This window comes from Clostridium acidisoli DSM 12555, assembly GCF_900176305.1.
GTDB classification, from domain to species: domain Bacteria; phylum Bacillota; class Clostridia; order Clostridiales; family Clostridiaceae; genus Clostridium_I; species Clostridium_I acidisoli.
Window position 1 is genome coordinate 76,401 of record NZ_FWXH01000013.1, and the last position, 12,764, is coordinate 89,164.

The 12,764-nt window shown below is 30.1% G+C and carries 12 protein-coding genes; 9 read left to right on the forward strand and 3 right to left on the reverse strand.

The genetic code is table 11. The features are described 5' to 3' along the window. Positions 1-255, reverse strand: a complete 255-nt coding sequence (locus B8978_RS14100; RefSeq protein ID WP_084116685.1) for a DUF3953 domain-containing protein — start codon at positions 253-255, stop codon at positions 1-3. Between the two features lie 179 nt (positions 256-434). On the opposite strand from B8978_RS14100, the gene B8978_RS14105 reads away from it, so the two are divergent. After that, positions 435-1,241 carry a pirin family protein gene (locus tag B8978_RS14105; RefSeq protein WP_084116686.1) on the forward strand — a complete coding sequence of 269 codons (807 nt, stop codon included), beginning with the start codon at positions 435-437 and terminating at the stop codon, positions 1,239-1,241. 49 nt (positions 1,242-1,290) lie between these two features. Here the strand turns inward: B8978_RS14105 and B8978_RS14110 are convergent, their stop codons facing one another. Next, on the reverse strand, positions 1,291-1,950 hold the full coding sequence (locus B8978_RS14110) for a hypothetical protein (RefSeq protein WP_084116687.1): 660 nt from the start codon (positions 1,948-1,950) through the stop codon (positions 1,291-1,293). Positions 1,951-2,109: 159 nt separating this feature from the next. On the opposite strand from B8978_RS14110, the gene B8978_RS14115 reads away from it, so the two are divergent. The 8 genes from B8978_RS14115 (at position 2,110) to B8978_RS14145 (ending at position 10,581) form a co-directional block, all read left to right on the forward strand. Beyond that, on the forward strand, positions 2,110-3,063 hold the full coding sequence (locus B8978_RS14115; RefSeq protein ID WP_084116688.1) for a DMT family transporter: 954 nt from the start codon (positions 2,110-2,112) through the stop codon (positions 3,061-3,063). Positions 3,064-3,084: 21 nt separating this feature from the next. Beyond that, a complete protein-coding gene (locus B8978_RS14120) occupies positions 3,085-3,867 on the forward strand; it encodes an alpha/beta hydrolase (RefSeq protein ID WP_084116689.1) in 783 nt (260 codons plus the stop codon). Positions 3,868-3,927: 60 nt separating this feature from the next. After that, on the forward strand, positions 3,928-4,074 hold the full coding sequence (locus tag B8978_RS19900; protein WP_176212705.1) for a hypothetical protein: 147 nt from the start codon (positions 3,928-3,930) through the stop codon (positions 4,072-4,074). Between the two features lie 157 nt (positions 4,075-4,231). Further along, a complete protein-coding gene (gene abc-f / locus B8978_RS14125) occupies positions 4,232-6,118 on the forward strand; it encodes a ribosomal protection-like ABC-F family protein (RefSeq protein ID WP_084116690.1) in 1,887 nt (628 codons plus the stop codon). Positions 6,119-6,197: 79 nt separating this feature from the next. Beyond that, positions 6,198-6,851 (forward strand): helix-turn-helix transcriptional regulator, encoded by a 654-nt coding sequence (locus B8978_RS14130; RefSeq protein ID WP_084116691.1) that lies wholly within the window; start codon positions 6,198-6,200, stop codon positions 6,849-6,851. A gap of 5 nt (positions 6,852-6,856) precedes the next feature. Beyond that, entirely contained in the window at positions 6,857-8,125 is a 1,269-nt protein-coding gene (locus B8978_RS14135) for an L-cysteine desulfidase family protein (protein ID WP_084116692.1), read from the forward strand. 211 nt (positions 8,126-8,336) lie between these two features. Then, a complete protein-coding gene (locus tag B8978_RS14140) occupies positions 8,337-8,576 on the forward strand; it encodes a hypothetical protein (RefSeq protein ID WP_084116693.1) in 240 nt (79 codons plus the stop codon). Positions 8,577-8,775: 199 nt separating this feature from the next. Further along, complete coding sequence (locus B8978_RS14145) at positions 8,776-10,581, forward strand: penicillin-binding transpeptidase domain-containing protein (RefSeq protein ID WP_084116698.1); 1,806 nt, start codon at positions 8,776-8,778, stop codon at positions 10,579-10,581. A gap of 489 nt (positions 10,582-11,070) precedes the next feature. Here the strand turns inward: B8978_RS14145 and aspS are convergent, their stop codons facing one another. Next, complete coding sequence (aspS, locus tag B8978_RS14150) at positions 11,071-12,363, reverse strand: aspartate--tRNA(Asn) ligase (protein WP_084116694.1); 1,293 nt, start codon at positions 12,361-12,363, stop codon at positions 11,071-11,073. Positions 12,364-12,764: the final 401 nt, after the last annotated feature.

Here is a 12,764-nt window from a genome sequence, read left to right on the forward strand (position 1 = left end):
TTATTTAAAAATCAGTAATACAAAAGTTCCTACTATTCCTACAATCAATATTAATATGCCTGATATTAAAGAGAACATACCAGTAGATTTATTTTTAATTTTAAGTTGAACTATGCCGTTAAATATGTTTAAAATACCTAAAAATATAAAGGCAATAGGTAGTAATATCCTAACATTAGAGAAAATAAATGAAAGAGTACATAAAATTATAACTAAAATGCTGAGTATAATTGTAATAATTGTTTTTAAATTCATAAGATAAATCCTTTCTTTTGTTTAAGATTTTCATGCAAATTATAACATAAAAATATGAATAACAAAAGAATAAGACAAAATAATATTGACAGAACTAATTACTTATTGTATCATACTTACATAAAGTAATTTAATTATTTAATGAAATTATGTAAGTATATTTTAATTGAGGTGAGGGTATGTTTAAAGTTATTGAGGGAGAAAAAGTAAAAGATGGTGCAGGTGTTGTTTTAAATAGAATGATTGGAATAGAAAAGTTACAGGATATAGACCCATTTTTACTATTAGATGAATTTAGGAGTGACAATAAAGACGATTATATTAGTGGCTTTCCAATGCATCCACATAGAGGTTTTGAAACTATTACTTATATGGTAAAAGGCAGCTTTACGCATAGGGATTCTAGAGGAAATGAGGGAAACCTAAATGCTGGAGAAGTACAATGGATGACTGCTGGGAAGGGTATAATACATGAAGAAATGCCAGCTATGGAAAATGGACAGCTTTGGGGATATCAACTATGGGTAAATCTTCCTAGTAAGTTAAAAATGATAGAACCTAAATACAGGCATTTAACAAATGAAGATATGCCTATCATAAATGGCGATGGAATAAGTGTAAAGATTATTTCAGGTAGATATGGTGAAATTAAAGGGCCAATAGAGTTGTATTTTCCGGTAGAATATTTTGACGTAGGGCTAAAAGGTGGAACTTTTGAGAAAGAACTTAAGGGTACTAATATAATATATGTCCATTCTGGAAAGGTTAAGATTTATTCAGATGAAGAAATAGAAGTGGAAAAAGGTAACATGTGTATAATTACAGAACAAGAAAAAGTTAAAATAACAGGAGAAGACGGTGGCTTTTTATTTATGAGTGCAGATCCAATAAATGAGCCAGTTGCAAGGTATGGACCATTTGTAATGAATAATATGGATGAAATAATTAAAGCAGTAGATGATTTTAATGAAGGAAAGCTAGTTTAAAAAAAATAGACAGAAGTTGCCATAGCAACTTCTGTCTATTTTTTTTAAATTATTCTGTAATTTCATTGACTTTAAGTTCTAAGTTACTTCTTCTGTTATCAAGAGGATCAAGGTTAATATGGTGTACTGTCACGGTTTCTTCTGGTTTCATAATTAATTTATCTAAATATACTCTGCCACCAGGCGTATTTGTTACAACGTTAAGTTTTCCATATATTCTTGAACATACCCATCCATAGGTGTCATTTACAACTGTAGATAAATCTTCCTTAGAAATAAGAGCTTTTGCCTCTGCTTTTCCATATTTATCTTTAAGTATCAAGGCTATAGTATCATTGTCTACAATTTCATAATCATTTCTTGTATTTCTATCGAATATTTCTAGATTTGCTTTTCTGTTGTCTAGAGGGTCTCCATTAATATGTCTAATTGGAGCTTTAGAATTAACATCCATAATTACTGATTGTAAACTTCTTTTTACAAATTTAGTTTTACCATTTACAGAAGATTTACTAATGTTTTGAACTATATAATTATTGAAATCCTTGTGCCATTCAGCAAACCAAGTACCCGCATTTTTTACAGTGTCTAAATCATTTTTATCTATCTTAGTAATAAGCTCAGTGCCGTCTTTTTTAAAAACTTTCATAAGTACAATACTGTCTTCAAACTCAAATTCATTTTCCTGTGTTTCATAATTTTTTTTCATTTAAGAACATCGTCCCTTTTTTTATATACTTCAAGTAATTATAACAGAATATAGCGATAAAAGATATGTATTTTTTTAATATACTTAAGGTGTTGAAAAGAATTAATTATTAGTAATATAATTAGTTTGTGAATAAACTAAGGAAGGAAATTAGAATTTATGGATAAGAAAATTTTTACAAACAATAAATTTATTGCTGCAATAGCAGCACTGTGTTGTTTATTATGGGGAAGTGCATATCCAGCAGTAAAAAATGGTTATATTTTATTTAATATACATAAGGGAGATGTACAATCGGAACTTGTGTTTGCGGGATACAGATTTATTATAGCAGGGTTAATGGTTTTAATAATTGCAAAAATAATAGGGCGAAAATTATTTAAGCTCTCTAAAAAAGATATTTTAGGCTTATTGGGCTTAGGAATTAGCCAAACATCACTGCAATATTTTTTCTTTTATATTGGACTGGCTAATACAACTGGAGTAAAAGGCTCAATACTAAATTCATTGGGCACCTTTTTTAGTGTGATTTTAGCCCATTTTATATATAAAAATGATAAATTAAATAAAAGAAAAATTCTTGGGTGTATTGTGGGTTTTGTTGGTGTTATGATTGTAAATTTTAGTAGTGATTTAATTAACATTTCATTTACTGTTAAAGGTGAGGGGTTTGTTATAATAGCAGCATTTGTTTTTGCAGCTTCTGCAATCTATAGCAAAAAACTTTCTGAAAATATAGATGTAATGCTAATAACAGGATATAACTTGTTTATAGGTGGGGTAATATTAGCTGTTTTTGGTCTTGCTAATGGTGGAAAAGTAACACATTTTGAAGTAAGTTCAACTTCGCTTTTGATCTATATGGGATTTTTGTCAGCAGTTGCATTTTCTCTTTGGACTTTACTGTTAAAATATAATAAAGTAGGAAAGGTATCTATATTTAACTTCTTAGTGCCGGTATTTGGCACAGTTCTTTCATCAATATTTTTAAGAGAAAATATTCTTGAAATAAAAAATTTTATTGCTTTAATTTTTGTATGTATAGGTATATGGTTTGTTAATAGAGAAAAGGATATAATTGAAGTTAATACGACCACAGAAAAGATAAGTTAATTAAAAGGAGAAATACATAATATGGCATTAATAGACTGTAATTTTTATTCAGACATATTAGGAATAGATACAACTGTAAAGGTAATATTGCCGGAAAGAAGTCAGACTAAGATTGGAGCTTTAGGAAGTTTGAAAAAAGAAAAATACCCAACTTTATATCTTCTACATGGACTTAGTGATGACCATACGGCATGGACAAGAAAAACATCAATAGAGAGATATGTGGATGGTAAAGGGCTTGCAGTGGTAATGCCAGATGTAGGAAGAAGTTTCTATACAGATATGAAATTTGGAGGTAACTACTGGACTTTTATAAGTGAAGAACTACCTAAAAAATGCAGAGAGTTTTTTCCACTTTCTGAAAAAAGAGAGGATAATTTTGTTGCAGGACTTTCTATGGGTGGATATGGAGCTTTTAAATTGGCATTAAATTGTCCAGAAAAATTTAAAGCAGCAGCTAGTTTATCTGGAGCGTTAGATTTACTAGGTGAAGCAAAAAACAGTAGTATAGATGGAATGATGGAAGAAATGAAAACTATATTTGGTTCTGTAGGGGAAATTGAAAAAAGTATAAACGATTTGTTTTATGTAGCGAAAAAACTTAGTAACAGCAATACCGAGACTCCGTACCTTTATCAATGGTGTGGAACAGAGGATTTTTTACACAATGGGAACTTAAACTTTAAAAAATTTATTGAAGAAGAAACTAGAATTAAGTTATCTTATAGTGAGAGTCACGGAGATCATAAGTGGTGTTATTGGGATGAACAAATACAAAAGGTTATAAAGGATTTTGGATTTTAATTGATATTTTCCTTCAAATCATTTATACTTTAGTTAATAAGTTATAGAGGAGGGTAGAAAATGAGTATTTGCTTTGTAAACAGAATGGAAAAAATTAGAGCTATATCTACAAAAATTTCAGCAACTTTAGAATTTAACGGGATAAGTGCGTCTAAAATTGGATATTTTGTGGATATAGCAAGTAAACATATTTTACCAGATTTTTAATTTAAGTTAAAAATATCCGGGTAAGGTTATCTTGCTCGGATTTTATATTTTTTTGATAAAAATCCGAGCAGGGAGTTACTTGCCCGGATTTTTTGTGTTTTAAAATGAATGAAGGGTGGGTAGTATGCCAAGCTCTGGTTATTAAGGAGGAAGGAAAATGATAGAAATATCTCTTAGTAATGTAAAAAAATATTATGGAGCAAATTTAATTCTAGAAAATGTTGACTTTGAAGTTAAAACACAAGAAAGAGTTGGAATAGTAGGAATAAATGGCTGTGGGAAAAGTACAATTTTAAAGCTAATAGTACAGGAAGAAAAAGTTGATGGAGGAAACATTGCCATAAGAAAAGGGGCAACCATTGGATATTTAAAACAAATACCTGACTATGAAAAATCAGTTAAAGTTAAAGATGTATTGAATATGGCATTTGAAGAAATTAACAGTATAGAGGAAGAACTTAGGGCTTTGGAGGGAAAGCTAAATTGCTTAGATGAAGATGAATTAAAAAAGAGACTTAATAAATATAGTAAACTTCAAGAAAAATTTGAACTCTTAGGTGGCTATAACAAAGTTGAAAATTTTAATAAGATTTGTATGGGATTAAAATTTGAAGATAGCTTTTTAGAAAAGACGTTTGAAAAAACTAGTGGAGGAGAAAAGACCACCGTAATGCTTGGAAAAATACTTTTAGAAAATCCTGATATATTACTTTTAGATGAACCAACAAATCATCTTGATGTATATGCCTTAGATTGGCTTGAGAGTTATTTGGAGAATTACAAGGGTACTGTAATAATTGTATCTCACGATAGATATTTTCTTGACAGTGTAGCAAACAAAATAATTGAAATTGATAAAATGGCTAGTAAAACATATTTAGGGAATTACTCTAAATATGTAAAAGAACGAGATGAAAATTTAGCACTACAACTTCAAGGATACAATGAAAATCAAAAGAAAATCCAATCAATGGAGGAATCAATTAAAAGATTAAGAGATTGGGCTAAGCGTGGTGACAATGAAAAATTTATTAAACGAGCTGCAAGCATGGAAAAAAGATTAGAGAAGATGGATAAAGTAGATAGGCCAGAATTAGAAAAGAAAAATATGAAACTAAACATCAAAGTAGATGGAAGGTCTGGTGAAGAAACAATAATAGCAAAAGATGCAACAAAGAATTTTGAAGATAAAGTATTGTTTAAAAATGGTGATTTCTTAATTAAATACGGAGAAAGAGTAGCATTAATTGGTGCAAATGGAGCAGGGAAATCTACTGTTATAAAGATACTCTTAGAAGAAGAAAAATTAGATTCAGGCGAAATAAAATTAGGAGCAAATGCAAAGGTGGCCTATTTGCCTCAAAACATAAGTTTTAAGGATGAAAGCATAACAGTACTCCAATGTCTTAGAGAAGATATAAATATATTGGAGGGAAAAGCTAGAGAATATCTAACAAAATTTATGTTTTTTGGAGAAAGTGTATTTAAAAAAGTCAGTAATTTATCGGGTGGTGAAAAAACTAGGCTGAAGTTAAGCAAACTTTTATATGAAGAGGTGAACTTATTAATATTAGATGAGCCAACAAATCATTTAGATATACAATCTATAGAGACGCTTGAACTTGCACTAACCAATTTTTTAGGAACAGTATTTTTTATTTCTCATGATAGATATTTTATAAACAAAATTGGAGACAGAATAATAGCATTAGAAAACAAAACCTTTAAAACCTATTTAGGAAATTATGATTATTATAAATTGAAAAAGGAAGAATACGAAAAAAATCAGAATAAAAAAAGTGCAGACAAAAAAAGTCTTAAAAAAAGGCAAGAAGTGAAAAGAGATTATAAGGATAATAAAAATGAAAATAGGAAAAAAGATTTAGAGAATGAAATAAGTAATCTAGAGAAAAAAATAAAATATATTGATGATCAGATGAATAAGTTTTCTTTAGATTACAATAAGCTGGATAGTTTGTATAAGGACAAATCTAATATTCAAAGCAATATAGATAGACTTATGGAGAAATGGATTGAAATTTAAAGTTAATATTGAAAAAATAAAGTTAAACAGTTATAATAAATAATTATCACGATAATAATTATTTATTATAACGAAAGGCGTGAGAAAGATAAATCCATATTTAGAAAAGTATAAATCTCTCGTAAAGTTTTTAGGAGAGGTATTTGGTAAGGATACTGAAATTGCACTACATGATTTAACAAATGTAGATAATTCAATAGTAGAAATTAGTAATAGTAAGGTTAGTGGAAGAGAAGTTGGGGCACCAGCTACAAATTTAGCATTAAAAATATTAAAAGCCGGTGAATATAATCATAAGGACTATATAGTAAATTATAAGGGCATATCTTCAAATGGGACAACTCTAAAGTCTTCTACATATTTTATCAAGGATGACAAAAAAGAAATAGTGGGAATGTTATGTATAAATATGAACTTACAAAAGTTCAAAGAGTTTAGAAATTTTCTTGATGACTTCATAGGAGTTGAAGCAAAAGATACAAATAATGAAAATATAGAGAGATTTGATCACTCTGTTGAAGAGCTAACAATTGATAGTATAGATGAAATAATAATAAGCAGTGGTATTCCACCAGAAAGAATGTCTCAAGAAGAAAAGATAGAAATAATTAAGAAATTAAATGATAAAGGTATGTTTCTATTAAAGGGAGTCGTAAGTGAAATTGCGATAAAGCTAAAAACTTCAGAGGCAACAATATATAGGTACTTAAGCAAAATAAAGAAAGAGGTGTGAAGAATATGTACGAAAATATAATTGAACTGCTTAAAAAGGAAGTAGTATTAGCACTTGGATGCACAGAACCAGCAGCAGTAGCTTTAGCTACTGCAAAATGTAAAGAGGTATTGGGAGAAATGCCTGAGAGTGTAGAAATATTTGCAAGTACTAATATATTGAAAAATGGAATGGGGGTAGGAATTCCAGGCACAGGAATGGTTGGGCTTCCTATTGCTGCAGCTCTTGGAGTTATTAAAGGAGATTCAAGCAAGTTATTAGAAGTGTTGTCTGATGTAAAGAAAGAAGATGTAGATAAGGCTAAACTTATGCTTGAGCTTGGAAGAGTTAAAGTTAATCTTAAAGATACCAAAGAAAAACTGTATATTGAAGCCATATGTAGAAGTGGAAAATGTTTTTCAAGAACAATAATATCGGGGGAACATACAAGCTTTGTTTTGATTGAACTAAATGGTGAGAAAATATATTCAGTAGATGACAAAAAGAAGTCCAGTGAAAAAGATAAAGAGTATGAAACTTTGACAATAGACAAAATATATGAATTTGTAAATAAGGTACAAATAAAAGACATAGAGTTTTTATTACAAGGGGCACAAATTAACAAAAAATTATCAGATGAAGCTTTAAATAACAAATATGGACTAGCTGTTGGTAAAAATCTTTATGAAAATATCAAGAGTGGAAGAATACAAGACAGTATGGAAATGCATGCTAAATACACTACTTCAGCGGCGGTTGATGCAAGAATGTCTGGATGTATATTGCCGGTAATGACCAACACAGGAAGCGGAAATCAGGGAATAACAGTATCCTTGCCTGTACTTGCAGTAGCTGAGACATCAAACACAGACAAAGAGACACTTATTAGGGCACTGGCGCTTAGTAATTTAGTTGCCATACATATAAAAAGTAATCTAGGAAGGTTATCCGCTCTTTGTGGTTGTGTAGTTGCATCTACAGGAGCATGTACAGGTATAACATATATTTTAGGTGGAAAGCTGCCAAATATAAAATATTCAATTAAAAATATGATAGCAGACATATCTGGAATGGTGTGTGATGGTGCAAAATGTGGTTGTGCCTTGAAGGTGTCAACAGGAGTAAGTTCAGCTATTCAAGCAGCATTACTGGCTTTAAATGATGTTGAAGTGTCACAAAATGATGGAATAATCGATAGAGATGTAGAGAAAACTATAAAAAACCTATGTGAACTTGGAACAAAAGGACTAAGTGAAGCAGATAATGTTATATTAAACATAATGACTTGCAAATAAAGTTAAACTTGTACTCAGGTGTGGTTATGTTTTTAAACTCAGTTGAGTACAAGTTAAATTGAAAATTCGGAAAATTCACAATTGTTTTGACTATTTCATATGTAAAAGGTATAATATTAATGAAGGGATTTTATAACACATTAAGTAAACGTTTTCCAATGTAGGTTTTGACAAAATAAAAAATAATATAAATAAAAGGGATGGTATATAAATGAAAGTTGGAATGAATTTCAAACGTGACTTACCATATCTCGATGTAGTTATAAGTTATTATTTTAAAAACCGACAGATTAAATGCAGCAATTGTGAGGAATGTATAAATGGGAGATGCTGTAATAAGGACAAAAGCTTAAATGAAATAAGAGAATGTATGATAAAAAAATCAATGAATCATGTACAAGAGAGCAAAAGAAGAGGAATGGCTGTTTATACAGATCCTAACAGATATTGATAAAATGAAGCAGCAGTAAAGGTATAAGAAAGTTGGAAATTAAAATTTAATTTTCAACTTTTTTATATTTATATCCAATCCTCAATTTTTATAAAACATAGGTAGTTAGACTATTTGAAAATTGTAATAAATGTGATATCATTAGGTATTAATGTGGTACATTTGTTTGAGTATATATTATTTGGAAGGATTGGTTATTTTGAAAAAGAAACCACACATAAGGAAAATCAACCGTGTTAAGAGGCTTTTACTAATATTCGTAATATTTGGGATTGCCTTTTTTGTTGTTGTAGGTAGGCTCTTCTATGTAATGGATGTTAAGGCTGATGTCTATAAAACGGGTGCTTTACATGAATCCATAACGGATGTGGAAATTACACCTAAAAGGGGAAGCATACTGGATCGTAATGATAATGAACTAGCTGTAAGTATAGATGCTTATAGAGTAGATATAGATATGAATGCATTAAGAGTATCATTAAAAAAGAGTGGAACTTCTATGGACGATTTAATTCAAAACTTATCATCCATATTAAATATGTCCACAAAGCAAATCACAAAAATATTATATATGAAGTCTTCTAATGGTAATCCAATTAAATATGCAACGCTTATAAGACAAATAGATAAAGGACAAGCTGATAGAATAAAGGCGCTTAAAATACAGGGATTAATTATTTCTGGGGATACCAAAAGACATTATATAAATAATAATTTCTTGGCTAGTACTATAGGATATACCAATGCTGAAAGTAAAGGGGTAACAGGAGTAGAAGCAAGTTATAATACTGAACTTTCAGGAACGCCAGGAAGAGAAATTTTAGAAAAAGATAATAAGGGAGAGGAGCTTCCTTATGAAGATTCGCAGTATACTCCTGCAATTAATGGTAAAAATGTTGAACTTACTATAGATGAAAAAATACAGAAGTATGCAGAAGATGCTGCAGAAACGGCATTAAAGGATAATAAAGCAAAAGCAGTTACTATAACAGTTATGAACCCTAAAAATGGTGAGATATTAGCCATGGTAAATAAACCAGATTATGATCCTAACAATCCTAATGGAAATAATAATGAAACCAGTGAGCAAATAACCTCATCATGGAAGAATAATGCAGTACAAAACACTTTTGAGCCAGGATCTATATTTAAAGTAATTACTTCTTATGCCGCAATGGCTGAAAATGTGGTGAATGATAGTACTAGATTTTCTGATCCAGGATATGCAGATGTAGATGGTGTTCGTATTAATGAATGGAACATGATAGGTTTTCCATCTCAAACTTTTCAAGATATAATTAAGAATTCAAGTAATGTTGGATTTGTAAAACTAGGTGTAGATTTATTAGGTAAAGATAGATTATTTAAATATATAAATTTATTTAACCTTGGACAAAAAACAGGTATAGATTTACCTGGAGAGAGTACTGGAATAGTAAGAAGTATTAATAAAACAAATAAGGTAGATTTAGCAAACATAGCTTTTGGACAGGGGATTTCGCTAACTGCAGTACAATACTTGGCTGCCTTTAATTCTGTAGCCAATGGTGGGTCTTGGATTAGACCACATGTGATGAGAAGAATAGTCCATACTGATAGTAATAACAAAGAGATTGTAGATAAAACATATGATAACTTGGGTGAGAAAACTATATTAGATAAGAACACAACAACAACCTTAAGAGGATATCTGAGAAATGTTGTCGCTCCTGGTCAAAATGGTGTTGGGGCTAAAGCTGATGTACCTGGTCTCGATATTGCAGGAAAGACGGGAACAGCGCAAAAGTCAGATCCAAAAACTGGAGGATATGCACCTGGGAAATATATGTCTTCTTTTGCAGGTATGGCGCCTTACACTGATCCTAAGATTACAATGCTCGTATCTATTGATGAACCAGATCCAGGAAACTACTATGCTGGGTCCACTGCTGCACCAGTAGCACATGATTTATTTCAAGAAATATTTGATTATCTTCAAACAAGTGGAGACGCGGCTCTAAAATAATAACAAAAACAACCACTTAGCGTTAAGTAACTAAGTGGTTGTTAAACAAATCCTAACCCATATGAAAAATGTGGTTCTTCTTGAATTAACCTCACATCCTTCCTATAGCTGATTTATAATACATATAATAGTGTATTATATACTTTAAATTATACTAGTCTTTTTCGAGTTTACATACGTAGAACAAAATTTAAATAAAATTTGTATTAACATACTGTCTACAGTAAATACTCGTAATTCCTAAAACTTCTAAAAACAAATTTTCATCATTATCATCTGTATAGATATCAGCATATGAAATGCTTTGGTCAAGAATTAAAGTTGTACCGTGCATTATTGTGCATAACTAACTATATAGATGATTTAATTGTTAGTGTAAACGTTACTTTATGAGTTAAGATTTGTTTTAGAAGAATTATCTTCTTCTTGAACTTATTATAACATGAGTGAAAAAAGAAAACAACAGAATTTTCTAAAAATTTAGAAAAGTTAAGGATTTAGCCTTGTCTTATCTCTAGTGAAAAGAACAGCCTCTCGTATATTATCCAGCTCTAATAACCTATAAGTCAGTCTTTCAAGACCGATAGCAAGACCTCCATGTGGTGGCATTCCGTATTTAAATATATTTAAATACGAGGAAAAATCTTTAGGGCTTAATCCTTTTTTAACTATATTTTCTTTTAGAAATTCATAATTATGGATTCTTTGACCACCAGTTGTTATCTCTATTCCTCTAAAGATTAAGTCAAAACTGTGAGTGGTGGTTCCATTTTCATCGGGCATTGTATACATGGGCCTTTTAGACTTAGGGTAATGAGTTAAAAATATGAAATCAGAGTTAAAGGCTTCTTTTGCATATTTTGAAATTAACTCCTCACCTTCATGGTCAATATCATTTGTTAAGTCTGTTTTATTGTATTCTTCTTGTAATATACTTATTGCTTTTGATAAAGATAGCATTGGTATACCATTAGTTATTGTAGGAATAGAAACATTTAAAATCTCTAATTCATTTTTACAGTTTGTTTTTAAATAATCAAATATATACTTAAGCAGATTTGTTTCAAAGTTTATAAGATCAGTTTCATCTTTAATAAATGCCATTTCAAGGTCAAGACTTACAAACTCATTTATATGTCTTTTAGAATCATGGCTTTCTGCCCTGTAAACATGGCCAATTTCAAAAACTCTTTCATATCCAGCGCCAACTAACATTTGTTTATAAAATTGAGGACTTTGTGCAAGATATGCATTTCGCCCAAAATAATCTACTTTAAATAGCTCAGTCCCACCTTCAGCACCATCAGATACTATTTTAGGTGTGAAAATTTCTGTAAAACCATTGTCAAGAAGAAATTTTGAGAATCCATGAGCTATAGCCGCTTCTATTTTAAATATAGCATTTATTTTTAGATTTCTTAAACTTAATACTCTGTTATTTAGTATAGTGTCTAAATTGGAATCTAAGGTGTCCTTGTTTACTTCTAATGGAATATCCTCTTTTACTATAGATAATATTTCCAAACTTTTGGTCTGAATTTCATAGTTTTTTTCATCATTATAACTTTTGCATGCAATGCCTGTTAACTCTATGACACTTTCAAGTTTTAAACCGTCTAAATTGATTTCCTTAGTATTAATTACACATTGAACAATACCCGTTCTATCTCTTAATAGGAGAAATGCTATCTTACCAAGTTTCCTAATTTTGTGTATCCAGCCCTGTAGCTTTATTTCTTTGTTTAAATTATTTGCTAATTTATTTACAAGTGTTCTTTCCATTTGAATCTCCTCCATAAATTTTATAAAATTGATGTGAATATATGAAAATTGTTCTTAATAGTGATAAATTGCGAAGTAAGTCAGTTAAAGATTTTTACTCTACTGCGTGAGTAAAAAGGTGAAAGATTGCCAGAGTGGCAAGATTAAAGAATTAACGATGATACCGTTAATGGTGAGAGAATTTGCTTTCAGCAAAAGGTTTATGATGATTTTTCTACGCTATGCTATGAAAAATCTTTAAAATTAATAAATCTATAATCTAAAGTATATTGCCATCCGTTTTTTTTTGACCGAAGGTCGTGTTATTTAGCATATGAGTTTAACTAATAATATGAACACTAAAGGCTACGCCTAAAAGCAAAACCTACGGTTAAAACATATTGTAGAGTTATCTTTAAATA

What these genes read in the sequence shown, in the direction of transcription:
- B8978_RS14135 (WP_084116692.1), top strand. Translation starts at nt 6,857, where the DNA reads ATGTACGAAAATATAATTGAACTGCTTAAAAAGGAAGTAGTATTAGCA.
- B8978_RS14115 (WP_084116688.1), top strand. Translation starts at nt 2,110, where the DNA reads ATGGATAAGAAAATTTTTACAAACAATAAATTTATTGCTGCAATAGCA.
- B8978_RS14140 (WP_084116693.1), top strand. Translation starts at nt 8,337, where the DNA reads ATGAAAGTTGGAATGAATTTCAAACGTGACTTACCATATCTCGATGTA.
- aspS (WP_084116694.1), bottom strand. Translation starts at nt 12,363, where the DNA reads ATGGAAAGAACACTTGTAAATAAATTAGCAAATAATTTAAACAAAGAA.
- B8978_RS14100 (WP_084116685.1), bottom strand. Translation starts at nt 255, where the DNA reads ATGAATTTAAAAACAATTATTACAATTATACTCAGCATTTTAGTTATA.
- B8978_RS19900 (WP_176212705.1), top strand. Translation starts at nt 3,928, where the DNA reads ATGAGTATTTGCTTTGTAAACAGAATGGAAAAAATTAGAGCTATATCT.
- B8978_RS14110 (WP_084116687.1), bottom strand. Translation starts at nt 1,950, where the DNA reads ATGAAAAAAAATTATGAAACACAGGAAAATGAATTTGAGTTTGAAGAC.
- abc-f (WP_084116690.1), top strand. Translation starts at nt 4,232, where the DNA reads ATGATAGAAATATCTCTTAGTAATGTAAAAAAATATTATGGAGCAAAT.
- B8978_RS14105 (WP_084116686.1), top strand. Translation starts at nt 435, where the DNA reads ATGTTTAAAGTTATTGAGGGAGAAAAAGTAAAAGATGGTGCAGGTGTT.
- B8978_RS14120 (WP_084116689.1), top strand. Translation starts at nt 3,085, where the DNA reads ATGGCATTAATAGACTGTAATTTTTATTCAGACATATTAGGAATAGAT.